The 23,516-nt window shown below is 64.3% G+C and carries 29 protein-coding genes; 14 read left to right on the top strand and 15 right to left on the bottom strand.

From position 1 onward, the window contains the following. Positions 1-41 precede the first annotated feature (41 nt). The gene (locus DEM25_RS09820; RefSeq protein ID WP_109766674.1) at positions 42-809 is read left to right on the top strand and encodes a Crp/Fnr family transcriptional regulator; all 768 of its coding nucleotides are present in this window, start codon (positions 42-44) and stop codon (positions 807-809) included. 153 nt (positions 810-962) lie between these two features. On the opposite strand, the gene DEM25_RS09815 is transcribed toward DEM25_RS09820, so the two are convergent. From DEM25_RS09815 to DEM25_RS09800, 5 genes are all read right to left on the bottom strand, one after another. Continuing rightward, positions 963-1,250, bottom strand: coding sequence for a hypothetical protein (locus tag DEM25_RS09815; protein WP_109766522.1), 288 nt, complete (start codon positions 1,248-1,250; stop codon positions 963-965). Positions 1,251-1,264: 14 nt separating this feature from the next. After that, positions 1,265-1,462 carry a PLD nuclease N-terminal domain-containing protein gene (locus DEM25_RS09810; RefSeq protein ID WP_109766523.1) on the bottom strand — a complete coding sequence of 66 codons (198 nt, stop codon included), beginning with the start codon at positions 1,460-1,462 and terminating at the stop codon, positions 1,265-1,267. A 5-nt stretch (positions 1,463-1,467) separates the two neighbouring features. Next, positions 1,468-1,974 carry a Dps family protein gene (locus DEM25_RS09805; protein WP_109766524.1) on the bottom strand — a complete coding sequence of 169 codons (507 nt, stop codon included), beginning with the start codon at positions 1,972-1,974 and terminating at the stop codon, positions 1,468-1,470. Between the two features lie 57 nt (positions 1,975-2,031). Next, entirely contained in the window at positions 2,032-2,193 is a 162-nt protein-coding gene (locus DEM25_RS17785) for a hypothetical protein (protein ID WP_158585229.1), read from the bottom strand. Between the two features lie 70 nt (positions 2,194-2,263). Further along, positions 2,264-3,898 carry a phospholipase D family protein gene (locus DEM25_RS09800; RefSeq protein ID WP_109766525.1) on the bottom strand — a complete coding sequence of 545 codons (1,635 nt, stop codon included), beginning with the start codon at positions 3,896-3,898 and terminating at the stop codon, positions 2,264-2,266. An 83-nt stretch (positions 3,899-3,981) separates the two neighbouring features. Here DEM25_RS09800 and DEM25_RS09795 point away from each other — a divergent pair, with 83 nt between their 5' ends. Beyond that, complete coding sequence (locus DEM25_RS09795; RefSeq protein ID WP_109766526.1) at positions 3,982-5,079, top strand: sensor histidine kinase; 1,098 nt, start codon at positions 3,982-3,984, stop codon at positions 5,077-5,079. A gap of 8 nt (positions 5,080-5,087) precedes the next feature. Here DEM25_RS09795 and DEM25_RS09790 read toward each other — a convergent pair whose 3' ends face one another. Next, positions 5,088-5,411 (bottom strand): hypothetical protein, encoded by a 324-nt coding sequence (locus DEM25_RS09790; RefSeq protein ID WP_109766527.1) that lies wholly within the window; start codon positions 5,409-5,411, stop codon positions 5,088-5,090. A 190-nt stretch (positions 5,412-5,601) separates the two neighbouring features. On the opposite strand from DEM25_RS09790, the gene DEM25_RS09785 reads away from it, so the two are divergent. The 5 genes from DEM25_RS09785 (at position 5,602) to DEM25_RS09765 (ending at position 9,390) form a co-directional block, all read left to right on the top strand. Further along, a complete protein-coding gene (locus tag DEM25_RS09785; protein ID WP_109766528.1) occupies positions 5,602-6,549 on the top strand; it encodes a PRC-barrel domain-containing protein in 948 nt (315 codons plus the stop codon). 163 nt (positions 6,550-6,712) lie between these two features. Continuing rightward, positions 6,713-7,681, top strand: a complete 969-nt coding sequence (locus DEM25_RS09780) for an AI-2E family transporter (RefSeq protein ID WP_500797124.1) — start codon at positions 6,713-6,715, stop codon at positions 7,679-7,681. After that, positions 7,678-8,028: an ElaB/YgaM/YqjD family protein gene (locus tag DEM25_RS09775; RefSeq protein WP_109766530.1), complete on the top strand. Its 351-nt coding sequence runs from the start codon at positions 7,678-7,680 to the stop codon at positions 8,026-8,028. Before DEM25_RS09780 ends, DEM25_RS09775 begins: the two co-directional genes overlap by 4 nt. Before the next feature lies 1 nt (position 8,029). Next, positions 8,030-8,455: a hypothetical protein gene (locus DEM25_RS09770; protein WP_109766531.1), complete on the top strand. Its 426-nt coding sequence runs from the start codon at positions 8,030-8,032 to the stop codon at positions 8,453-8,455. Positions 8,456-8,478: 23 nt separating this feature from the next. Continuing rightward, positions 8,479-9,390: a mechanosensitive ion channel family protein gene (locus tag DEM25_RS09765; RefSeq protein ID WP_109766532.1), complete on the top strand. Its 912-nt coding sequence runs from the start codon at positions 8,479-8,481 to the stop codon at positions 9,388-9,390. Positions 9,391-9,709: 319 nt separating this feature from the next. Here the strand turns inward: DEM25_RS09765 and DEM25_RS09760 are convergent, their stop codons facing one another. The 7 genes from DEM25_RS09760 to DEM25_RS09730 form a co-directional block, all read right to left on the bottom strand. Next, positions 9,710-10,192 carry a DUF2383 domain-containing protein gene (locus tag DEM25_RS09760; protein WP_109766533.1) on the bottom strand — a complete coding sequence of 161 codons (483 nt, stop codon included), beginning with the start codon at positions 10,190-10,192 and terminating at the stop codon, positions 9,710-9,712. A 74-nt stretch (positions 10,193-10,266) separates the two neighbouring features. Further along, positions 10,267-10,746, bottom strand: a complete 480-nt coding sequence (locus DEM25_RS09755; RefSeq protein ID WP_109766534.1) for a DUF992 domain-containing protein — start codon at positions 10,744-10,746, stop codon at positions 10,267-10,269. A gap of 73 nt (positions 10,747-10,819) precedes the next feature. Continuing rightward, positions 10,820-11,008 (bottom strand): hypothetical protein, encoded by a 189-nt coding sequence (locus DEM25_RS09750; protein ID WP_109766535.1) that lies wholly within the window; start codon positions 11,006-11,008, stop codon positions 10,820-10,822. Between the two features lie 237 nt (positions 11,009-11,245). Further along, complete coding sequence (locus DEM25_RS09745) at positions 11,246-11,911, bottom strand: FAD-binding oxidoreductase (RefSeq protein WP_109766536.1); 666 nt, start codon at positions 11,909-11,911, stop codon at positions 11,246-11,248. 39 nt (positions 11,912-11,950) lie between these two features. Then, entirely contained in the window at positions 11,951-12,172 is a 222-nt protein-coding gene (locus tag DEM25_RS09740) for a hypothetical protein (protein WP_109766537.1), read from the bottom strand. Beyond that, the gene (locus tag DEM25_RS09735) at positions 12,156-13,217 is read right to left on the bottom strand and encodes a YihY/virulence factor BrkB family protein (protein WP_158585228.1); all 1,062 of its coding nucleotides are present in this window, start codon (positions 13,215-13,217) and stop codon (positions 12,156-12,158) included. Before DEM25_RS09735 ends, DEM25_RS09740 begins: the two co-directional genes overlap by 17 nt. Positions 13,218-13,388: 171 nt before the next feature. Then, on the bottom strand, positions 13,389-13,850 hold the full coding sequence (locus DEM25_RS09730) for an Lrp/AsnC family transcriptional regulator (protein WP_109766539.1): 462 nt from the start codon (positions 13,848-13,850) through the stop codon (positions 13,389-13,391). Positions 13,851-13,974: 124 nt separating this feature from the next. Between DEM25_RS09730 and DEM25_RS09725 the strand changes: the two genes are divergently transcribed. The 7 genes from DEM25_RS09725 to DEM25_RS09695 all read left to right on the top strand — a co-directional run bounded on the left by DEM25_RS09725 (position 13,975) and on the right by DEM25_RS09695 (position 20,782). Then, positions 13,975-15,144 (top strand): acetyl-CoA acetyltransferase, encoded by a 1,170-nt coding sequence (locus DEM25_RS09725; RefSeq protein ID WP_109766540.1) that lies wholly within the window; start codon positions 13,975-13,977, stop codon positions 15,142-15,144. A gap of 10 nt (positions 15,145-15,154) precedes the next feature. Further along, positions 15,155-16,750, top strand: coding sequence for an acyl-CoA synthetase (locus DEM25_RS09720; protein ID WP_109766541.1), 1,596 nt, complete (start codon positions 15,155-15,157; stop codon positions 16,748-16,750). After that, on the top strand, positions 16,747-17,295 hold the full coding sequence (locus DEM25_RS09715) for a PPC domain-containing DNA-binding protein (protein ID WP_109766542.1): 549 nt from the start codon (positions 16,747-16,749) through the stop codon (positions 17,293-17,295). The genes DEM25_RS09720 and DEM25_RS09715 overlap by 4 nt, the downstream gene beginning before the upstream one ends. Further along, complete coding sequence (locus DEM25_RS09710; protein ID WP_109766543.1) at positions 17,295-17,714, top strand: PCC domain-containing protein; 420 nt, start codon at positions 17,295-17,297, stop codon at positions 17,712-17,714. The genes DEM25_RS09715 and DEM25_RS09710 overlap by 1 nt, the downstream gene beginning before the upstream one ends. 32 nt (positions 17,715-17,746) lie before the next feature. Then, complete coding sequence (locus DEM25_RS09705) at positions 17,747-18,781, top strand: TRAP transporter substrate-binding protein (protein ID WP_196780343.1); 1,035 nt, start codon at positions 17,747-17,749, stop codon at positions 18,779-18,781. Between the two features lie 72 nt (positions 18,782-18,853). Further along, entirely contained in the window at positions 18,854-19,390 is a 537-nt protein-coding gene (locus DEM25_RS09700) for a TRAP transporter small permease subunit (protein WP_109766544.1), read from the top strand. A 30-nt stretch (positions 19,391-19,420) separates the two neighbouring features. After that, on the top strand, positions 19,421-20,782 hold the full coding sequence (locus tag DEM25_RS09695) for a TRAP transporter large permease (RefSeq protein ID WP_109766545.1): 1,362 nt from the start codon (positions 19,421-19,423) through the stop codon (positions 20,780-20,782). 39 nt (positions 20,783-20,821) lie between these two features. On the opposite strand, the gene lpdA is transcribed toward DEM25_RS09695, so the two are convergent. Both lpdA and DEM25_RS09685 read right to left on the bottom strand, forming a co-directional pair. Continuing rightward, positions 20,822-22,213: a dihydrolipoyl dehydrogenase gene (lpdA, locus tag DEM25_RS09690; protein ID WP_109766546.1), complete on the bottom strand. Its 1,392-nt coding sequence runs from the start codon at positions 22,211-22,213 to the stop codon at positions 20,822-20,824. Further along, positions 22,210-23,514 (bottom strand): dihydrolipoamide acetyltransferase family protein, encoded by a 1,305-nt coding sequence (locus tag DEM25_RS09685; RefSeq protein WP_109766547.1) that lies wholly within the window; start codon positions 23,512-23,514, stop codon positions 22,210-22,212. Before DEM25_RS09685 ends, lpdA begins: the two co-directional genes overlap by 4 nt. Positions 23,515-23,516: the final 2 nt, after the last annotated feature.

Raw genomic sequence — 23,516 nt, 5'->3', positions numbered from 1 at the left:
CTTTAAACTTTGACATATCGCAGCGAGCAATGACGAAAGCCATGAGCGCATCACCCGACACATCGGCACCCTCACGCACCCGAAAGATCGCCTGCGAGGCATGTCCGCTCCGCGAGAGCGGCCGGTTTCGCGATTTCACCGAACAGGAAGTGTCGTTCGTTTCCGGTTTCAAGCGGGGCGAACTGACAGCGGAGGCCGGATCGACGATCTTCGTGGAAGGCAGCCACAGCCCGCACCTCTACACGGTGATTTCGGGATGGGGCTTTCGCTACAAGACGCTCGAAGACGGCCGGCGGCAGATCCTGAACTATGTGCTGCCGGGCGATCTGGTGGGCCTCCAGGGCACGCTGCTCGGCGAGATGGAGCATTCGCTCGAATGCCTTTCGGACATGGTGCTGTGCATGTTCGAGCGCGACCGGCTCGGCGACCTCTACAAGTCCAATCCCGCTCTCGGCTTCGACATCACCTGGCTGGCTGCCCGCGAGGAGCAAATTCTCGACGAGCACCTGCTGAGCGTCGGCCAGCGCAGCGCCCTGGAAAGAGCGGCCTATCTTCTGGCCTACCTGCACGACCGTGCGAGCCGGGTGGGCCTGTTCAAGGACGCACCGGAGATCTCGCCGCTGACTCAACAGCATGTGGCCGATACGCTCGGCTTGTCACTTGTGCATACAAACAAGACGCTGCGCAAACTGCAGGATCGGCAGGCAATCCGTTGGAAAGAAGCCGGCTTCCGTATCAGCGACATCGCCAGGTTGAAGGACATTGCGCGATGGGACGGACTTCCGGACGGTATGCGGCCGTTCATCTGAGCGGCGCCGCAGAGCGCTCGCAGGCGTGAGGGGGGCAGCCGCGGCAAAGAGCGGTCACCGCCGCGCCAGGTAAAGGTCACATGAAAGCTCACGAAAACGCCCGGCGGATTGTATCCCCGCCGGGCGCGTCGTTTTCGGCGCCTGTCGTGCCGGTCAGCCGAGTCGCCGTCCGGCTATCGCGTCCGTTTCCGGACCGCCTGCTGCGTCGCTTTTCACCGCGTCGATGGCCAGTTCGATGGCCCGCAGATTCGCCGGCTCGTCGCCGGCCATGCCTTCGTTGGCGGCGCGCTGCTTTTCGATAGCGTCGAGTTTCATTTTCTCAAGACGGTCCAGCTTCTGCTGCTCCGACCAGTCGCCGCGTTCGACGATCTGTTCCGGCGTCAGGTCCTTCTCGACGCCCAGGGCGCCACCGACGATGGATGGGTCTTGATTGGTTGACATGACGTCACCTCCGCTCAGACCGCTGCGCGGCGTCCGCCCTTGGGTCCGAAGATGAACCACAGGATCAGGCCGATCACCGGCAAAACGAGAATGAGGACGGTCCAGAGTGCCTTTGCCCCCGTGGACGCGCTCGATTGAAAGGTGCTGTAAATCGCCCATACCATGGCGATCAGCAGGATGAGGCCCAAAAGGCCGCCGACTTCGATACCCATCTGTCTTACTCCGTAATCAGCGAGCGCCACATCCAGACGACCTGCTCATGGTAGGTCATCCGCCCGACCAAAAGGTCGTGGGTGACAAAATCGCTCATTTCCTCGGCCATGTCGGCCGCTTCGCGCATCTTGCGGATGGCCGCTTCGTGATCGTCGATGAGATCGGCGACCATGTCGTGTGCCGACTTGGCCGATGCGTCCATCGAAACCACCGCCTGGTTCGGACCGGCCGCATCGGCGATCGGCGCCTTGTGCCCCAGGGCGCGGATGCGTTCGGCGATATCGTCGGCTGCCTGAAACAGGTTCGTGTACTGCTCCTCGGTCATGTTGTGGATCGCGTGAAACATGGGGCCGACGACGTTCCAATGATAGATGTGCGACTTGATCACCAGATAGTAGGTGTCGGTCAGGATGGCCGACAGCGCCTGGGCGATCTTCTCGCGCGCGGCCTCGTCGATGCCGGTGGAAACGGGTTCATCGCTCAATTCGGGTTTGAGGGCAGCTTGTACCATGAAAACAGCTCCTTCTCTTGAGTTTGTTGCAGGTTGAGGCCGAAATTCGGCCGTCGATCAGACGCCGGGTTCGCCGATGTCGGCGCTCACCGGGTCACGGTCGAAAAGGTCGAGCGCCAACGCGCTCGCGCCCGCCAGCACCATGGCGGCGAGCAGGATGACAAGTACGCGGCGGCCGCGGCCGCCCTGGCGTGCTTGACCAGAATCAATCGTTTTCATCACAACTCCTTCGTCCGTCTGTGAGCGGACGAGGAGACAACGCATGATCCGGCGGATCGTTCCGCCGCGTTCACACCATTTCCTGCGGAATGAGGATGTGGCGCTTGGCGAAGCGCCGTGTCTTTTCCAGCGGGAAGGGTACGATGCCGGTGCCGTTGGCTTCGGCACCAGCTATCCGGCGCGCGTCGGCGATGGTGCGCCAGTGTCCGAACGCGCCTGCGGGATCGTCGACAGGATCGGGTGTCGGCGTATCGCCCCCGATATGGGCGCGCCACAACGCTTCGCGCAAACTGGCGGCAAAGGTCGCGTCGCGGGCAACGATCCCGGCTTCGGTGTCCCATCGCATTGAACGGCCGTTGAGATTGGCCGAGGAGACGATCGCGGTGTCGTCGTCGGCGATGGCGACCTTGGAATGCACATAGACCATCGACTTGCCGTAAAGTGCGTCGCGCTCGATCTCTTCCTCGCGCGTCCGGTCGTTGGTGATGCAATAGGCCGCGAAGCGATCGCCAAAAAGGTCCGTCAGCCGGTTCAGCGACCGCATCTGCAGCCATTCGCCGTAACGTTGGACGCCCGATTTCTCGCCCTCGTAGGCGATCACGTCGGGGGCGCCGGGCAGCAGCAGCATCGCATGCAGAGCGCGGTTGCGCCCGAGTGCCGCGATCAGGCCGTCGCGGATGGTCGATGAGCGGAAGAACTGGCTCTCCAGATAGACATAGCGGCGGGCACGGGCGATCAGGTCCAGATGGGCCCGTTCGAGTTGGCACAGGTCGGCCACCGGGCCGAAGCGGAACGGGCTCCGGCCTGGCCGGGGCAATGTTGCCGCCACCGCCATGCCCTTCTCTGGCGTTGCCGGCTTTGGCTCCCCGGTTCGGAGCACGCTTCGTTTTTCGATGGCGGCGAACCGCAGCGGGCAATCGGGGTCCATGGCGACGAATGTCGGCGCATGGCTGGCCCCTTCGGCCCGCACGATGTTCCAGCACCGGTCAAAATGGTCCGCCAGGTCCGATGCCGTGCCGCCGGCGACGCCGACGCTGACATCGTGCCAGGTTTCCGGTGCCGACCGGTTGTGATCGGGGTCGTCATAGCGGCGCTCGTCGATGTCGAGCCCGCCCACGATGGCAAGGCTTTTGTCGGCGACCAGGAATTTCTGGTGCAGTGTCGCGGTGAAGTTGCGCCGTGGCGGCCATCGGGGGATCCGGTCGGCCCGTTCGGCAAGTCCCGGCGGCAGGTTCCGCCCCTTGCGGCGAAACTGGGAGACGATGCGCGCCTGCTTGACGCGTGCCACAGGCCATATCAGCGTCCTGAGCGCCATCCCGCTCTGGCCGCCCGGGTGGGCGACGAGGACGGTCAGATGCGTCCGGGCGCCGTGCGGCAGCGGCTTGACGGCGTCGGCGAGCAGGCGCAGCCGCTCCCAGACCGCCGCATGCATTTCCGGCGCGCCCACCGGATCGAAATCGTTGAGCAGCAACCGCGTCCGCACGCCGCGCCGCAGCGCATCGGCGATCAGTGCGCCCCAGTCGCCGATGTGCCGCGAATGCGCCGCGGAAGACCGCGTCTTGGTGCGCGGCGAAAAGATGTGCAGCGCCAGGTCGAGCCGTTCGCGCGCTTCAAGGACCAGCTCCTCCATGGCCGGGAAGGCCTGTTCTGCGGTCACCAGCGGTTGCGCACTGGTCAGTTCGTCCGTCACACGCGCGCCTCGCATTGCCTTTTACCCCGCTGCAACTACTATATGGGGCGAAGGGTTCCGTCAGTCGTGCGGCATCACGATTTCATGAAAGGTGTGCCATGGGGCAACTCGCCGATGGTCTTGACGACAGAAACCCGATCGCCGGCTCGCCACCCGACGCCGGATCATTCGCAACGCAATCGCTGGACATGACCCCCTCGCCGACCTTCGAGCGCCTGTCGATCGAGGACAGGCACCGGCTCGCGCTGCGCTATGCCGGCCTGGCCACCTGGGCGTGGGATGTGCGCACCGACCTCGTGGACGCCGACCAGGCGACCTACCGGTTGTTCGGCCTGTCGGATACCGGCAACTTTACCGCCACTGAATTCATCGGCTCCATCCATCCCGACGACCGCCTCGGCGTCAGCGAGGCTTTGAACGAGACGATCGAGACCGGGGTTGTGTTCGACTGCCGGTTCCGCGTCACGCACCAGGACGGGACCGTGAAGTGGCTGCGCGGCATCGGCGAGGTCCACAGGCGCTACAAGGACGGAAAGGCGTCGGTCATCATCGGCCTGAACATGGATATCACCGCGCTGGTGGAGAGCGAGGAACGGCTGGAGGCAGTGGTCAGCGAAATGCGCCACCGCATCAAGAATTCGCTGGCCATGGTCAACTCTCTCGCCGCGGCGACGGCGCGGGAGACGGACGCGGTCGATGCGTTCGTGGAGCGGTTCAGGGGCAGGATCGACGCGCTTGCGGCTGCGCAACGTGCGATCGGCACGACAGGCGATACGCATTTGGTGGATCTGCGGTCCGCGGTGGAGGGGGCAATGGGCCCGTTCACAGATACGGCCGACTGGAGCCGCCGTATCCGCACGGACATCGTCGATGTCGGCGTGACGCCATCGCTGGGCCAGGCTCTGGCCCTGACAATCTATGAGCTGGCAACCAATGCCATCAAATATGGCGCCCTGCGTTTCGACGACGGCACGATCGTGCTGCGCTGCATGCCCGATGACAGGGCCGGACTGCTGACCATCGAATGGACGGAGACCCATGTGGGGGACCAGATCGCCATGCGGGCCCAGAGCACCGGGTTCGGCTCCAAGCTCATCGACCGGCTGATCGGGGCCGAGCGTGGGTCGATCGAGCGCGGGCCGACCGAAGACGGCTATCGCGTAAGGCTCGCCTTCCCGCTCGACGTCAACTCCTAGGTGCCGGATCAACCCTGCCGTTCGGGCAGGCGATCGGCGCGGTCCGCGATGACGGTGCCGTTCGACGTTCCGTAAAGCGGGTCGACGACCAGCTCGCCGTTGGCGGCGAAGAACCATTTGAACCGCATGTCCGCCGTTGCGCTGGCGGGATCGACAGCCACGCATTTGCCGACGGCCATCGGATGGGTGTCGACATTGCGGGCAGCGCTCTCGAGCCCGGCTTCGCAAGTCGTCCGATCCTCAAAGAGTTCGGCATGTGTATCGACCGGGCGGCACACGTCCAGCTGATGGCCGCATCCCATCATGAACAGGGCAAAGACAGCATTTTCCATTTCGGCTCTCCTTCGCGTCGATAACGGAAAGGGCCGTCAAACGGTTCCCGGTGACCCTGCGAAACATCTGATGAGAGGGCGCGGAACGCAAATGCCAGGCTCGGCGTTAAAGAGAAGTCCGCCCGGCATCACAACCGCGAAATTGCTTCAGCCGGGCGGGTGAGTTTAGCAACCCACAAGGGAGACTATCATGCTGAAACGCCTTATGACCACTACCACCGCCCTGGTCACACTGGGCAGCGCTGCGGCCTTTGCCGCGGAGGCGGGCACCGACGCGACACGCGGCGTCTTCGACCGCGAGATGGCGGCAGACGCGTCCACCTTCTACGATGCCGACGCGGCCCACATGCTCGCCACCAATCTGATCGGCTCTTACATCTACAACGGCACCGGCGATGACGCCGAAAGCATCGGCGACGTCAACGATGTCGTCTTTTCGACGAGCGGCGATGTGATGGCCGTGATTGCCGGCGTCGGCGGCTTTTTGGGCATCGGCGAAAAGGAAGTGGCGATCTCCATCGATCAATTGAGCTGGCGGGCCGGACCGGACGGCGAGCGTTGGCTGGTCGGCGATCTGACCGACGAGCAGCTCAATGAAGCTCCCGGCTTCGACCGCTCGGTTCTCACCAACCGCGAGCAGGCGATGATGACCGATGACCGCGGGGCCGAAGAAGAGACCATGGCGGCGGCCGATGCCAACGCCGAGGCCGAGAACATGACCGAAACGGAAACCGCCGCCGAAAGCGACCCCATGCCCGACACCGAAACCGCGATGGCCGGCGACGATCGCGACTATGTGCCGATCGTCGAGGCCTCGTTCGAGGCTGACCGTCTGATCGGCATGGACGTTCATGGAGCCAACGACGAGGATGTCGGCGAAGTCGGCGATGTGCTGATCGGCGGCGACGGCCAGGTTCAGGCCGTGATCATCGATGTGGGCGGATTCCTCGGCCTTGGCGAGAAGCCCGTTGCCGTGTCGCTCGAAAACCTCATGATCGCGCGCGCCGAAGGTGCGTTCGACTGGTCGGTGATCAAGACCAGCCTGACGGCCGAGCAGCTTGAAAGCCATCAGGCATTTTCGCGCTCTGGTTATGAGAACGATCCCGACGCGGTGATCCTGGTCGCCCCGGCGATGTAACCAGAAGAGAGGCCGCGCCCCGTTTGACGGGGCGCGGTTCTGCCAATGATCGGATATGACAGCTACCTGTTCCGCTCGCTTGCGACGATTGCGCTTCTGATCGCCATCGTCGCCGCCTTGTCTTTGGCCAAGGCCGTTTTCATTCCGATCTTCGNCCGCCGCGATCGTGATGATCGCCATCCTGTGTGGCGCTTTGGTGCTGTTCGCACTGTTTGTCTCCGCGCCCGCCCGCACTCTGATCCAGGATTATCCGCAGATGATCGGCGAGTTGCGCGGCAAGGTGTTCAGCCTCCAGACATCGCTTGCCGAGGCGCAGAAGGTCGGCGAAGCGATCGTCGATGTCGGCAAGGAGGTGGGTGGCGCTCTTGAGGGCGAAGCAACCGAGGTCGAGCAGGTGGTGGTGCGCGAGGGCAATCTGTGGATGCAGATCGCATCGAACTTCGCCGGCGGCCTGGGCAGCATCGCGGTGACGCTGACGATTTTCGGCTTCATCTTCGCCATCCGCAACCCGTTCCTCACGCTGGCGACCATTCCTGCAAGCACGATGGCCTCCAAACTCGAAGCCGCGCGGTTGTGGAAAGGCGTCGAGAGCGATGTCAGCCACTATTTCTTCGTAACGACACTGATCAACATCGGTCTTGGCACGGTGGTCGGGCTCGTCCTTTGGGCGCTCGATGTGCCGATGCCGATCTTCTGGGGATTCGTTGTCGGCGTGCTCAACTATATGCCGTTCGTCGGTCCGACGATCGGTGCGGCCTTGCTTCTGGCGGTCAGTATCGTCCAATTCGGCACGATCTTTCAGATGCTGGTGCCGGCAGCGGCCTATCTGGTGATCAATTTCATCGAGGCCAATTTCGTCACGCCCAACATGGTGGGACGCCGCGTCAACATCGCGCCGCTGGCGATCATCCTGTCGCTGTTGTTCTGGGGCTGGCTCTGGGGTTTTGCCGGCCTTCTGGTCTCCATTCCCATGCTCGTCGTCCTCAATGCCGTCGCCGAGCGCGTCGAGGCCCTGTCGGCGCTCAACCGCATGCTGACGCCGCGGGCCCGCCGTGATGGGCGCATTGCAGCAAATCTGTATGGAACCCGTTCGCGGGCGGCGCGTTTAGCCCGCGAAAGGAGGGTCCTATGACCGCAACCGCTACCAAATCCACGGGCCGGAGCAAGGCGCGCAGCAGCGCCTCGACGACCAAGTCCGAGAATCTTGGCGCCGAGATCGCAGCCTTGCGCGAGGAGGTCGCCGCCGTGACGGACCGCCTGAGCAAGGTGGCCGGTGCCGGCGTCCGAGAAGCCAAGCAACGGGGCGACGAATCCGCGATGGCCTTGCAGAAGACCAGCGATCAGCTCATCGACGACCTGACGCGCCAACTCAACGAGATCGAGGTGAAGGCCGGTACCGCCGTGCGGCAGCACCCGATCCAGGCGCTGGGCATCGCCGCGGGCATCGGTTTTCTCGCCGCCATCCTGATGCGCAGGTAACATGATCACCGCGCTGACAACGATCACGCAATTGACCGCAGCCGATTTCAAGCGCCGCAAGCAGCGCTGGATCTCGGCTGCGGCGTTCTATGCGGTGGGCGGCATCGCCGGCCTTTTCGCCGTCGGCTTCGGCGCGGCCGCCGGAACCGTGGCGATCGCGCGCAGCTACGATCTGCTGGTCGCGCTGGTCATCATGTCCGCCATCTTCCTGGCGATCGCGGCGCTGGCCGTTATCGTCAATGCCGCCCTCGCAGCGCGCGCCCGTCGCCGCAATTCGCGATCCGCCGCCGTCAAGAGCGCGGCGCTCGCCACCGGCCTCGTCGCCATTCGCCGTTCGGGCACCACCGCGCTGCCTCTCATCGCCGCGATCGCGGGGCTCCTCCTCGCCAGCCGGCTGGTCGGCGAAGACGAGGCAGGCGACGAATAAACCCCTGAATTCCGGAGAAATCATTGGAATACCAAGGCAATACCGAGGTCGTCGGCGCCCTGTCCGACGAAGTCGAAAACGCATGGGGAACGTTGGCAACGCTGGTCGACGGTTTTTTCGCCATGCTCCCCAAACTGGCGATCGCGCTCGTCGTGTTCGCGTTGTTCTATCTCGTCGCGATGGGCGTTCGCCGTATTGTCCGGAGGGTCGCCAGCACCAAGAACCATGATGGCCTTGGCAACGCGCTGGGACGTCTGGCGCATCTGGGCGTCGTCTTCGCCGGTTTCCTGGCCGCTGTCGGCATTGTTGCGCCAAGCGTCGGTGCCGCCGAACTCCTTTCGGTCCTGGGCGTCGGCTCGGTGGCGATCGGTTTTGCTTTCCGCGACATATTGCAGAACTTCCTCGCGGGCATCCTGATCCTGCTGCGCGAGCCTTTCAGCCGGGGCGACTGGGTCCAGCTTGGTGATCATGAGGGCATTGTCACGGCGATCTCGACACGCTCGACATGGATCCGCACCTTCGACGGCCGCGACATCGCCATTCCGAACGGCGAAGTGTTCACCAATGCGATGACGGTGGTCACGCGCACGCCCACCATCCGCGCGCAGTACGAGTTCGGCGTCGCCTACGATACCGATCTCGATCGGGCGATGGCGGTCATCCTTGATGCCATCGGCTCGTTCGACACGGTACTCGACGATCCGGCGCCCGACGCCGGCGTTGCCGATCTTGCCGGTTCCTCGGTCAACATCCGCGCCCGCTGGTGGACGACCAATGACGATTTCTACCGGACCAAGCTCGATGTGATCAAGGCCGTCAAGGAGGCGCTGGACGATGCGGGAATCGACATTCCGTTCCCGCAGCGCCAGCTCCTGTTCGAGCCGCAGGAACCGCTGCCCATCGCGCGGCAGCGGCAGGGGCAGGCGGCGGAGTGACCAACACCCGGAGACGTGCCAGAACACAGCCGGTCGAACCCAGGCGGCCCCCATGGGGTCGCATGGCTTCGTTGTCGTGGTCCTTTCATTCTGCAGAGATCAGAATCTTGTTTGGTGGGCGACCGGCACACGATCGGGGCGTCAGACCGGATCCCAGGGAAGCAGCAGCAGTCAACGCACCGGCCAGGATCCGTCAGCGTTTCGATGTATTGACTGAGCTCGCCTTCGGGGAGCCGGTCGGCGTGTCACGGATGCGTCGTTGCGCGACGGCGCGCCAGCGGCCAGCTTCAAAGAGGGCTGCGCCGGCTGGTCGGCTTTCTTATGATGTTGCACCGCCGGTGTCGGCTTTCATGGCGTTCAGTTCGGCGATTTCGGCCTCGATCCGGTCACGCTGGCCGATCAGCGCATTGCGATCGACGTCGGTCCAATGGGTTTGTTCCAGAACCCGGTCGAGCTGTTCGAGTACCCGCTTTTCCCCGTCGATCAGGCCCGGAATGACGTCCGCGCCCAGTCCGTCGATCATGCCGCGGGCCACCATCACCGACCGGTGCACCCATGACAACCAGGACCCGTCGGGATCGGGTTCGCCGCCATGGGCGACCAGGATGCGTGCCGTCTGCTCGGCACAATCGCGATGCATGTCCGACAGCCGGCGCAGAACCGGGTCCATTGTCGCATTGGCGCTTTCCAGGCCGGCATCGTACCCGTTGGCGGCGTCGGTGTGGCGGACCTGAAGGGTCGCCAGTTCGGACAGCCGCTCGTCTCGCTTGATTTTCGGATCGTCCGGGGGCTGCATCATCATGTTGGTGGTCTTTCAATTGTCGTTCGGCGGCTGACGGCGGGGCGTGCGCCCCGTCGTGCAGGCCGGTCTGCCGATCAGTTCAGGATGACTTCGGCGATGCCGACGGCCACATTGACGCCCTCGGTGACCGAAACGCTGACCGGCTGCAGCGCGAAGGACGTCTCCGAGCCGCCAACCAGCACATTGGCGCCCAGGCCGGCGGCGAAGGCCGCCGATGCGGTGGCGCCCGTGTAGGTGCCGGTCAACGCGCGGGGCTCGTAGACGTCCTCCTCGGCAGCCACAACCGTCCACAGGATGACGGCTTCGCCCGTCACGCCGACATCGATGCCGTACTTGTTGATGACACCGGTGTAGGTTTCCTCGGCGAAACTGTCATTGGCCGGCGTGAAGGTGCACAAAAGGTCCTTGGACGAACCGAAAATGAAGCCGGTTCCGTCATCGACCTGGCAGACCAGTTGGCCCAGTTGCACGCCGGCAGTCTGAGCGGCGGCAGGCGTGGCGGCGATGGCCGCGGCCCCCACGAGTGCGGCAAGTGTGGCGTTCTTGAAGGTCATCGAAGTTTTCCTCTCGATTGATTGCCGGATGCCATCCGGCTTGGTCAGAAGGCAGGAGCCTCCGGCTGGGGTGTTACTGCTGGCCCTCGGCGGCAGGCAGTTGGACGTCGATGTCGACCGAGCGCTGCGTCTCGAAGACGCCGCCGGTCAGAAGAAAATACCCGCCAAGGAGCAGGATCACGGCCAGAACGGCGGCGATGAACCATCCTGCCCCTCCGCCTCCGGTGCGAATAACTGTCGTGTCATGTTCTTTTTGCGCCATCGCGATATACCTCCGCGCGAAGTGGTTGCCGTCGCGTAACAAACGCCCGTGTGACCACATCGGTTTCATGTTATCGCGCAAAAAATGCCTATGGATGCGTGGCCGGCAGGTCGGGACGGCCCACCCTAACCGCTCGGGTGTTTGGAAGTTGGAACGCGGCGCGGATTGGGCCCGCTGCGGAGAGGGGCAGGCCGGGCCGGACATATGAAAAGCAAGGACGGAGCCTCCGTCCTCTGGTCACTCCTCGAAGACCAGCCCGTCCGGTTCGGCACCCAGTTGTTTGAGCGCGTCGTTGACATCCTCGACCATTTGCGGCGGGCCGCACACATAGAATTTCTGCGACAGGTCGTCGATCGAGCGCTCGAGGAAAGCGCGGTCTATGCGTCCGGTTTCGTGCTGCGTTCCTTGCTCTTCGCTCAATATGTGGGTGACGTCGAGGCCGGCCATCGCGTCGAGTTCGGCCTGCGGGAAGATGTCGCGCTCGGTCCTGTTGGCCAGCAGCAGTCGATGGCCGGCCAGCCGGCCCTGCCGTTGGAGATCACGCAGGATCGCGATGAACGGTGTCACCCCGGCGCCGCCGGCAATGAACGTGCCTTCACCCCTGTGGGCGATGGTGCCGAACGGCTCGTCGATGATCAGCATGTCGCCGACGATCAGACGCGCAAGCTGCTCGGTCACGCCACCATGATCGGGATAGCTCTTTATCATGAACTGAAGCCGGTCGTCGCAGGGCAGAGATGTGAAGGTGAACGGGCGCTTCTCGTCTTCCCATCCTTCCTTGCCGATGGAGACATCGACGGCCTGACCGGGCTCGAAGACGAGCCCTTCCGGCTTTTCGAGATCGTATTGGAAGACGTTGCGCGCCAATGGCGTTATGGCAGTGATCTTCAGGCGATGGATCATGCGGTTTCCTCGGTGTTGGTACGAACGATCCGGCTCCGCTCAGGCGTTACCCTTGCCCAGATCGCGCTCTGCACGTTCATCCTTGTCCAGCTTTTGGAAACTCTCGATGACGCCGTCCGCCTCCTGCTTGACGTCGGGTACCGCCTTCCGCTGGTTGCGGACATCGGATTGATCCTTTGCCTGCAACCGATTGTTGCCCATCTCGTCGGACGCCAGATCGCTGCGGGTGAGTTTCGTCGTTTTGCTATCGGGTTTGGCCATCGCCAGTCTCCTCATGTCGATTGTTGGTCGGATGTGTTCGCTCGCACATTGGATCCGCCGCATCGGCGGCCAGCGTGTCCGCCACATAGGCGTTGCGCTGACCCATCGGCCGGTCCGGCCCCACAGTGGTGTCCTTTCGCGTGCGCCATTCCAGTTCGGCGTTGAGCGCCGCGCCCGAGACCAGGACGATGGCCGAGACGTACAGCCACAGCATGAACACGGCGGCCGCGGCGATGGAGCCGAAGGTCGCGTCGTAGCGGCCGAAATTCTCGATGAAGAAGGAAAGGGCGGCCGAACCGAGCAGCCACAGCGCCGTCGCCAGGATCGCGCCGGGCACCACCCAGCGCGTTTCGGGCGACCGCCGGTGGGGCGCATTGCGGAAAAGCAGCAGCACAGCCACCCACAGCACGACCGCGACCACCGGCCAGCGCAGCCACAAAATGGCGCTCTCGCGGGATTCGGCGAATGGCCAGATGAGCGCAAGCGTCGGCAGCACGGTCACGGCGATGAGCAGGATGCCGAGCGTGACGAAGGCACTGACGGTCGCGATGAACGAGGTGACGGCACCGGCAACAAAGCCACGTGTATCGGTTTCCCGATGCGCCTTGGTGATCGCGAAAATCAGCGCGTTCATGCCGCGCGAACCGGTCCACAGTGCGATCGCCAGGCTGACGGCCAGCCCGATGCCCAGCTTGGTTTCGCGAGCGGCAAAGGCAGCCGCCTGTTCGGTGATGACGGTCGTGATCTCGACCGGCAAGGCGATGGCGATCGCCAGGTTTGCGTCGGCGATCGCCAGCGGGTTGGCGATCAGGCCGAACAGCGAGACCGCCGCGCTCAGGGCGGGAAAGACAGACAAGAAGCCGAAAAACGCCACGCCGGCACACCGCAAGCTGACATCCATATCGGCCGCCCGGGTCGCCGTTGCCTTCAGGGCCGACCACCATGCGCGCGCGCTGAGCCGGCGCGGCGATGTTGGCGCGTCCCGGTCAAGCGATGCTGCGGCACCGAGGCCAGTGTCGCCCGGAACCGCCGATCGTTGCGCCATGCTCAACTTTTGCTGGTTGGTATCGGCCACGCGCTGAAAACGCATTGCCGGCGTTATGGTTCCCTGCTCGGCCATGGCGCCGGTTGTGGCGTCGCATGTGCAGACGGCAGCATCCGGGCAAGAGGGCGTCCCACCGCTTGGTCATGAGAGCACGAACAACGCCCGGGCCTCTCAAAGCGGCAGCGAGGTCGTGTACTTCATCTCCTCGAGAATGACCGTGCTCTGGATTTCCTGGACGCCGGGAAGCATGACCAGCTTCTCGCGCAGCAGCGTCTGGAAATGGTCCATGTCGCGCACCACGACGCGAACATTGAAATCAAACTCGCCAAGCATGAGCTGGATCACCTGCACCTCGGGGATCAGCATTGCGGCTTCCTGAAACACGTTCAGCGCCTGGCGGCCATGCTCGGTCAGCTTGATCCGGACCAGAACGATAACGTCGAAACCGAGCTTCTTGCGGTCGAGCTGGATGGCCTTGCCGCGGATAATGCCTTCCTCTGTCAGCCGGCTGATGCGCCTGGAACAGGGTGATTGCGACAGTCCTACCCGCTCCGCGATCTCCGAGACGGTCAACGATCCGTCCTCCTGCATCACACGCAGAATCCGGCGATCCGTATCGTCAATGTGAGGCATCGCACATGCTCATAATTGGAAAATCAAGCACATAGTATGTTCAATTAGTATGCATATCAAGATAATCAGGCAAGAATTTGCTCCATACCGACCATAACATGCGGCTGACAGGCGGGAGGGCAACATGTCAGCATGCATCACCGGATGGGCACATTCACGGTTCGGCAAGTCCGAGGCCGTCGATGCCGAGGCGCTGATCGCCGAGGTCGCTGGTCCGGCCATTGCCGACGCCGGGCTGGAGCCGGCAGACATAGACACCGTCATTGTCGGTGCCTTCAACAACGGTTTCGGGCGGCAGGATTTTCTGGGTGCCTTGGTTGCGCTTGCCGTGCCGGAATTGCGCCATGTGCCGGCTGTTCGCGTGGAAAACGCCTGCGCCACCGGCTCAGCGGCCATCCATGCGGGTTTGCGCGCGCTGGAAAGCGGGACGGCGCGGCATGTTCTTGTCGTCGGCGTCGAGAAGATGACAGCAACGCCGACCTCCGAAGTGGGCGAAATCCTGCTCGGCGCATCGTATCACAAGCAGGAAGCGGACGTTCAGGGCGGGTTCGCCGGCGTCTTTGCCGGGATCGCCCGCGCCTATTTCCAGAAATATGGCGACAAGAGCGACAGCCTGGCCCGGATCGCGGCCAAGAACCACCAGAACGGTGCAAAAAACCCCTGTGCGCACATGCGCAAGGCGTTGGACTATGAATTCTGCCGGCAGGTGTCCGACAAGAACCCGCTTGTTGCCGACCCGCTCAGGCGCAGCGATTGCTCGCTGATTTCCGACGGCGCGGCCGCGCTCGTGATGACCGGCACGGAGACGGCACTGCGCACGGCAAACAAGGCCGTCCATTTCCGCGCGGCCGAACAGGTCAACGACTATCTCCCGTTGAGCCTCAGGTCGGCAACCGTGTTCGAGGGCGCGGCACGCGCATGGTCGGCGGCCCGCACCGCCGCTGGCGTCACGAACGAGGATCTTTCGTTCGTCGAGACCCATGACTGTTTCACCATCGCCGAACTGATCGAGTACGAGGCGATGGGTCTGGCCGAGCCGGGCGAGGGAGCCCGCGTCATCGACGAGGGCATTTCGGCGCGCGACGGGCGCTTGCCGGTCAACCCGTCCGGTGGCCTCAAGTCCAAGGGTCACCCGATCGGCGCAACCGGCGTGTCGCAGCATGTCATGGCAGCGATGCAGCTATGCGGCGATGCCGGCGAGATGCAGCTCGATGCGCCCCAACTGGCCGGCGTCTTCAACATGGGCGGTGCTGCGGTCGCCAATTACGTCTCCATCCTCGAACGTCTTCGCTAGAGCTCCGGTCATGCAGCGCGTCTCGAACCGAGTGATGAATCTGGGTGACCTGCTCACCGAAGCGGCCCGCCGTTATCCCACGGGCCAGGCGATCGTCAGCGGTGATCGCGTCTGGACGTGGGCGGAAATGGACGCCCGCGTCGATGGGGCGGCGAACTCGCTGTGCAAGCTGGGTATCGGCCGTGGCGACAAGGTGGTCGTTCACGCGCGCAACTCGAACGAAATGTTCGAGACGATGTTCGCCATCTTCAAGATCGGCGCCGTCTGGGTGCCCACGAACCATCGCGTCGTGCCCGATGACGTGGCCCATATCGCCAAGACAACCGACGCGTCGGCCGTCATCTACGATGAGGCTTTTGCCGGCCATGCCGATGCGGCGCTTGCGGCCGGTGCCAGGCTGGCCATCTGTATCGGCAAACCGCGGCCGGGCGAATACCGTTATGGCGATCTGGTGCGCGCGGGTCACGGCAACCGGTTCCATGCGGCGCCTGTCGAGCGTGACGATCCCTGCTGGTTCTTCCTGACCTCGGGCACGACGGGAAGCCCCAAAGCGGGCGTGCTGACCCACGGCCAGATGGCATTCGTGATCAACAACCACCTTGCCGATCTGATGCCCGGCATGACCGAGGCGGACCGTTCGCTCGTTGTCGCGCCGCTTTCGCATGGCGCCGGAATCCACCAGCTGGTTCAGGTGGCGCGCTGTGTCGGCACCGTCCTGTCCGATCCCGGCAGCCTCGATCCGGCTGCCGTGTTCGCACTGATCGAGAAGTACCGGATAACCAACATCTTCACCGTGCCGAGCATCCTGTCCGCATTGGCCGAGCACGAAGCGGCCGACCGGTTCGACCACACCAGCCTGCGACACGTCATCTATGCCGGCGCGCCGATGCTGCGAGCGCATCAGAAACAGGCCCTGCACAAGCTCGGCCCCTGTTTGGTCCAGTATTTCGGATTGGGCGAGGTGACCGGCAACATCACGGTCCTGCCGCCGCACCTGCATGCGGTCGAGGACGGTCCGGAGGCGCGGATCGGGACCTGCGGCTACACGCGGACATGCATGCGGATCGAAATCCAGGATGCCGAAGGGCGCCGTCTGGGCCCGTTCGAAACCGGCGAGATATGCGTCATCGGGCCGGCCGTGTTCAGCGGGTACTACAACAATGACACCGCCAATGCCGCCGCCTTCCGGAACGGGTGGTTCCGCACCGGCGATGTCGGCCATCTCGATGACGAAGGCTTCCTGTACATCACCGGGCGCCAGTCCGACATGTTCATCTCGGGCGGCTCGAACATCCATCCGCTGGAAATCGAAGAGAAGCTGGCCGCCCATCCCGATGTCTGCGAGGTCAGCGTCGTCGGGATTCCGGACGACAAATGGGGCGAGATCGGCGTGGCGGCGATCGTGCCGCGCAGCCCGGATGCCCCGCTGCCCGACCTGAAATCCCACCTGACCGGAAAGATCGCATCCTACAAGATCCCCAAGCGGTTCGAGCGCTTCGAACAGCTGCCGCGATCGGGCTACGGAAAGGTGACGAAGAACCTCGTCAGGCAGGCGCTTCTGGAGCGACTGCAGGCCGAGGACGATCTGGCGGAGGAGGCGCGATGATCGCCGATGTCGCCACGCGCTTTGAGCCGCGTTCCATGCGCCACCCCGGTCCTGCCCCAGCATTGCGGCTCGTGACCGCCAGCGAACCGTCGGCGCGGGCGGCCATTGTCGCGCTTCCGGCGGGCATCGATCTTCTGACCGGTCTGGTCGATGCCGCCGGCGACGCGCCAGCCGCCGTGTTCACGCTCCTGTCGGGCGCGTTTTCACAGTGCGTGCACTGTCTCGCCGCGTCCGATGCGACCGGGCATACGGTTGCGACCTATTCGGACTGGATGAGCTTCACCGACACGATGGTGCTTGGCGGCTCGGCAACCATCGGATGGTCTGTCGACGGCACCCGCATGGTTCACAGCCATGCATGGTTTTCACTGCCGGCGACCGGTGCGCTTGGGGGCGGGCATCTCGACCCGGTTCGCTGCATCGTCGGCGCCGGGGGGCTGCGGCTGCGCGCGACCATCTTCGAGCGGATCGACGTGCGGCAGGCGCCCGACGCCGAAACCAACCATGCCGTGTTTGCGCCCGTCACCATCGGGGAGGCGGCTTGATGGGCGGGTTTGTACGCGCCGAGGCGGGTTCGGTGGGGCGCGTGGTCTATGGCCGCGTCAGGCCAAACGAGGATTTGGTCGAGGCCGTCGAGGCGGTCTGCGACGAGCCCGGAGTCCTCAATGGCTTCGTGCGCGGCAGCCTGGGCAGCCTCACGGACGCCTGCGTGGATTGCGGTGACGGATCGGAGACCGTGGTCTACGGCCCTGCCGTCGAAGTGGTGGGCCTTGCGGGTGAAGTCCGGGCGGCCTCCGGCGGAAAACCGGTGGCCGTCCTGAACGGCATGATCGCAGGACCTGACGGCCGCATCGGCGGCGGGCGCTTCGTGCGCGGCAAGAACCTCGTATGCGTGACGTTCGAACTGGCCATCGAGGAGTGGCTCGCCGCCGATGGCGGCCGAAGTCCGGGTGCTCCGGCATAGCACCGACAGCTTTTCAACAAGGGAGGAAGACCATGAAGTCCATCAAATCACACATGCGCCTCGCGGCGCTCGCCGCTGCGGTCAGTGCAACGACACTGGCGCACGCACAGACGCTGGAAATGACCAGCGTCTATCCCGGCACATTCCCGATTATCGGCGAGATCGGTCAGGAAATCGGCAAGCGCATGGACCTGATCAGCGGCGGTGACCTGTCGCTCAACTTCAACGAGCCCGGCGCGCTCGTGCCGGCGCCCGAGGCGTGGGATGCCGTCTCCACCGGTGCCGTCGATGCCGCCTGGTATTCACCGGGCTTCGCGCAGGGCATCATTCCGTCGGCGGCGATGTTCACCTCCGTGCCGTTCGGCCCCGAGGCCCCCGAATATCTTGCCTGGTACTATCACGGTGGCGGCCAGGAAATCTGGGAAGAGATCTCCGCCGGCCACAACGTCAAGCCGGTCCTGTGCTCGACGATCCCGCCGGAGGCATCGGGCTGGTTCCGCGAACCCATCGAAACGCTCGATGACCTGCAGGGCAAGAAGATGCGCTTCTTCGGCCTTGGCGCCCGTGTGATGGAAAAGCTCGGCGTCTCGGCCCAGACCCTGCCGGTCGGCGACACCGTTCCGGCACTCGAACTGGGAACGATCGATGCCGCGGAAATCTCGATGCCGGCCCTCGATCTCGCTCTCGGCATGAACAATTATGCCTCCCACTACTATTTCCCGGGCTGGCATCAGCAGACCTCGCTCTTCTCTCTGCTGATCAATCTGGATGTCTGGAACGATTTGGGCGAGCGCAATCAGGCGATCGTCAACGAAGTCTGCCGCTCGGCCGTCACCGAATCGATCGCCTGGGGCGAGGCGATCCAGTTCGACGCGCTGGCGCAGTTGCAGGAGCAGGGCGTGACGCTGCACACCTGGTCTCCGGAGATCCTCGAAGCGATGCGGACGGCATGGCTCGAGGTCGTCGATGAACTGTCCGAAGACGCCGACTTCGCGCGGACGTGGGCTTCCTACAGCGAATTCCGAGAGAACTACGCCATCTGGCGCGATCTCGGCTATCTGCGCTGACGCCTCGCTGATCCGCATGCTGCCCCTTCCGGCCGAACGGTCGGGAGGGGCCCAGAGCGACCGGACGGACCCATGTTTCAGACAATTGCGCGTACATGTGCGGCCCTTCCGCGCGCGGGCCATTTCGTCGGCGGCTGGCTGTTGCTCGGCTTGGCCTTCGTCATCGGCTACGACGTGGTCGGCCGGAAGTTCTTCAACACCGGATCGACCCTGCTGCAGGAACTGCAATGGCACCTGCACGGCGCGGCCATGCTGCTCGGTTTCGGCGCGACCTATCTGAAAGACGCGCATGTCCGTGTCGATCTGTTGCGCGAGAGTTTTCCGCAGCGGACCAAGATCTGGCTTGAAACGGCCGGTATTGTCCTGTTCCTGATCCCTTATCTCGGGTTTCTGCTTCACTTCTCGATCGACTACGCGCTGCGGGCCTGGGCGACGGGCGAGGGCTCGGTCGGCGGCAGCGGGCTTCCCAACCGCTGGATCATCAAATCGTTCCTGGCGATCGGCTTCGCGCTCGTGATCCTGTCGGCATTGTCGATCCTGGCACGCTGCATCGACGCGCTGCGATCCGGCGGCAAGACGCCGGACACTCCGTTTTATCCCGATCCGTAGCCGCTCGCGGCGCCACCTGAGGACTTTGGCATGTTTGCTGAATGGCTGCCCATCATCATGTTCGTCAGCCTCGCGTTGTTCATCTTCTCGGGCCTGCCCGTCGCGGTCGTCCTGGGCGGCGTGTCGCTGGTCTTTGCCGGGATCGGGCTGGCGATGGGCGAGATCCGCTTCGTCCACCTGCCGCTGCTGATCAACAGGATATTCAGCGGCATCGTCGCCAATCCGGTCATGGTGGCGGTACCGATGTTCGTCGTCATGGGCACGCTCTTGGAGAAGAGCGGCATCGCCGAGGACCTGCTGGATGGGCTTCAGACGCTGATGCGCCGCGTCCCGGGAGGTCTTGCCTTGTCGGTGACGCTGATGGGGACCATCCTGGCCGCCTCGACGGGGATCATCGGCGCATCGATCGCCATGCTGACCCTGCTGGCACTGCCGATGATGCTGCGCAACAATTATGCGCCGTCGCTGGCGACGGGAACGATCGCCGCATCGGGAACGCTTGGGATTCTCATCCCGCCCTCGATCATGCTTGTGATCATGGGCGACCTCTTGACGATCTCGGTCGGCAAGCTGTTCATGGCGGCGCTCGTTCCGGGGCTGATCCTGTCGGGTCTCTACCTGGTCTATATCGTCACGATCAGCTTTATGCGGCCCAAGCTTGCGCCCCGCGCATCGACGCCTTTGACCGATGACGAGAAACGGGCGCTTGCCCGCAAGCTGGCCTACGGCTTCATACCGCCCGCGCTTCTGATCGGCCTGGTTCTCGGCTCGATCCTCGGCGGTTGGGCCACGCCGACGGAAGCGGCCGGCGTGGGCGCGCTCGGAGCGCTTGCGCTCGCGCTTTTCCGGCGCCGTCTGAGCCTGCCCGGCCTCAACCAGGTTCTGGGCCGCTCGCTGACCACGGTTTCCATGATCTTTTTCATCTTCGTCGGCGCGACCGCGTTCAGCTATCTGTTCCGCCGCTTCGGCGGAGAGGAGCTTGTCCTGTCGCTCATCGACACGGGAGTGCTCGGGCCGTGGAGCATCCTTGGCATCCTGATGCTGATGGTCTTCGTCATGGGCTTTTTCTTCGACTGGATCGAGATCACGCTGATCGTGTTGCCGATCTTCGCGCCGATCGTCCAACTGCTCGATTTCGGCGATCACGTTGCATCGGTGGATACCGTCTACTGGTTCGCGATCCTCGTTGCGATCAATCTGCAGACGAGTTTCCTGACGCCCCCATTCGGCTTTGCGCTGTTCTACACCAAGGGGACGGCGCGCGATCTGGTCACGATCGGTGACATCTACCGCGGCATCGTTCCGTTCGTGCTGCTGCAGCTGATTGCGCTCGCGCTGGTGCTGGAGTTTCCGAATCTGGCGCTGTGGCTGCCAAACCGGCTCTTCAACTGACGCAGGATGCGCCGCCCGCCGGCGGCGCCCTGTTGTCCGCTAGACGTGGATCGCCTTGCCGCCGATGGCGAAACAGGCTTCCTGCAGTCCTTCGCCCAAGGTCGGGTGGGCGTGAATGACACCGGAAATATCGTCAACAACGGCGCCCATTTCGATGGCGACCGCAAACGCCGTTGACAGTTCGGAAATGTCGCGGCCGACCGCCTGCAAACCGAGGATGCGACCGGTGCCGCGCTCGGCGAGGGCCCGCACGAAGCCCGACGCAGCCTCCATGGTCATGGCGCGTCCGCTGGCGGCGAGCGGGAACTGGCCGACGGCAACGTCGAATCCCTGTTCCGCCGCCTCATCGGGAAGCAGCCCGCAGGTGACGATCTCGGGATCGGTGAAGCACACCGCCGGGATACAGGTACGGTCCCACCGCGCGCGATGCCCGGCCACGACCTCCGCGACAAGCTCGCCCTGTGCCATGGCCTTGTGCGCCAGCATCGGATCGCCCGTGATGTCGCCGATCGCGTAGACGCCACGCATGGAGGTCGCGCAGCGGTCGTCGATCGCGATGAAACCGTCTTGCGTTATCGTCAGGGCAAGGCCATCGATGCCGGCCTCGCGGATGCGCGGCGTCCGGCCGGTCGTAACGAGGATCCGGTCCGCTTCGATCTCGCGCGGACCATCGGCGGCATGGTCGACGCGAAGTCCTTTCTTGGTGGGCTCCAGCGCTTTGGTGCGGGTCAGGACCGTCGCCCCCAGACGTTCAAGGCTCTGTTCAACCGGGCGGGTGATCGCGGCATCATATTGCGGCAGTATGCGCTCTTCGGCCTCGATGACCGTCACGCGCGAGCCGAGCTTGGCATAGGCCGTTCCCAGTTCGAGCCCGATATAGCCGCCGCCGACGACCGCCAGCGCGGACGGCGGCTCGGCCAGGGACAGCGCTTCGGTCGAACTGATGACCTTGCCGCCGAAGGGCAGCGTGGGCAGCGCCGCCGGCGCCGATCCGGTGGCCAGCACCAGTGCTTCCGTCTGGATCGTCTCCTCGTCATCCTCCGTAACGACCCGAACCGTCTTGCCGTCGAGGATTTCACCGCGTCCACGGACGAGGCGCACGCCGGCCTTCCTGAAAAGACCTTCGACGCCTCCATTCAGGCGGCGCACGATCGCATCCTTCCAGTCGACCGTCTTGCCAAGGTCGATGGTCGGATCGGCCACCTTGATTCCAAGGGCGGACTGGTCCGATGCGTGCGTAATCTTGTGGAACTCGTTGGCCGCGTGGATCAGTGCCTTGGAGGGGATGCAGCCGACATTCAGGCACGTTCCGCCGGGCGCTGTTTCCTCGACGATGACGGTGTCGATGCCAATCTGCCCGGCACGGATCGCGCAGACATAGCCCCCCGGACCCGCGCCCAGCACCAGCAGGCCGCACGTGCCGGCGCTCATTGCCCGGCCTCCATGAACAGGAGCGCCGGCGTTTCCAGATGCGTCTTGAGCGTGCGGACGAAATTGGCGGCGTCCCAGCCGTCGATCACGCGGTGATCGAACGAACAGGACAGGTTCATCATCATGCGTGGCTGAAACGCCGCGCCGTCCCAGATCGGGCGCATCGCCATCTTGTTCACGCCGACAATTGCGACCTCGGGATGGTTGATGATCGGCGTCGTCGCAATCGCGCCGAGGGGCCCGAGCGACGTGATCGTGATCGTCGATCCGGTCAGCTCGTCGCGGGTCGCCTTGCCGTCGCGGGTCGTGGTCGCCAGCCGGTCGATCTCGGCGGCAAGGTCCCACAGGGTCCGCGCCTCGGCATGGCTGATGACGGGCACGGCGAGGCCGGCTTCTGTCTGGGTGGCGATGCCGATATGCACGGCCGCGTGTTCCTCGATCTCTCCGGCTTCATCGTCGAAGCGGGCATTCATGCCCGGATGGGCTTCGATGCCGCGCACCAGCGCGGTCGCAATGAACGGCAGCACGGTCAGCTTGCCGCGCTCGGGCGCGTGTTGGGCGTTCAGCTGGGCGCGCAGCGCCTCGAGCGCGGTGACGTCGATCTCCTCGACGATCGTGATGTGCGGGATGCGGCTCTTGGAAAGCGCCATCTTCTCGGCGATGCGGCGGCGCATGCCGACCACCTTGCGCGTCGTCGTACCGGTCGCAAGCCGGCGCACCTTGCCAGCGCCCTGTCGCCCTCCACCGGCGATGAAGGCATCGAGATCGTCATGGCCGATCCGGCCCGCAGGTCCGGTGCCGGCGACCTGCCGCAGATCGACACCGGCCTCGCGCGCCCGCTTGCGGATCGCTGGCGCGGCAAGCGGTCTCGGGACCGGCGCGGGCGCCCGTTCGGCTCGCCGGGGCACCGGTTGCGGTTCCGGGGATGGCGATCCTCGTCCAGCCGGCTGCGGCTCGGGTTCGGCAGGTGCGGCGGAAGCGGCTTCAAGAACGGCTTCTTCTTCGGCTTTGGCTTCGGCGGCAGGCGCATCGTCGCCGGCCGGTTCGTCGTCGCCTTCGCCGTCGATATCGAGCTGGATGAATTTCGACCCGATGGCGAGTGTGTCGCCCGGTTGGCCGGCCAGCCAGACGACACGGCCGGTCACCGTCGACGGCACCTCGACGGCGGCCTTGTCGGTCATCACCGTGCCGAGCACATCGTCCTCCCGGACCGTGTCGCCGACGGCGACGTTCCATTCGACCAGTTCGGCCTCGGCGATCCCTTCGCCGACATCGGGCAACATGATGGTGTAGACACCCATGA

Source organism: Oceaniradius stylonematis (assembly GCF_003149475.2).
Taxonomy (GTDB): Bacteria; Pseudomonadota; Alphaproteobacteria; order Rhizobiales; family Rhizobiaceae; genus Roseitalea; species Roseitalea stylonematis.
This window is presented reverse-complemented; position numbering and strand designations above follow the sequence as displayed.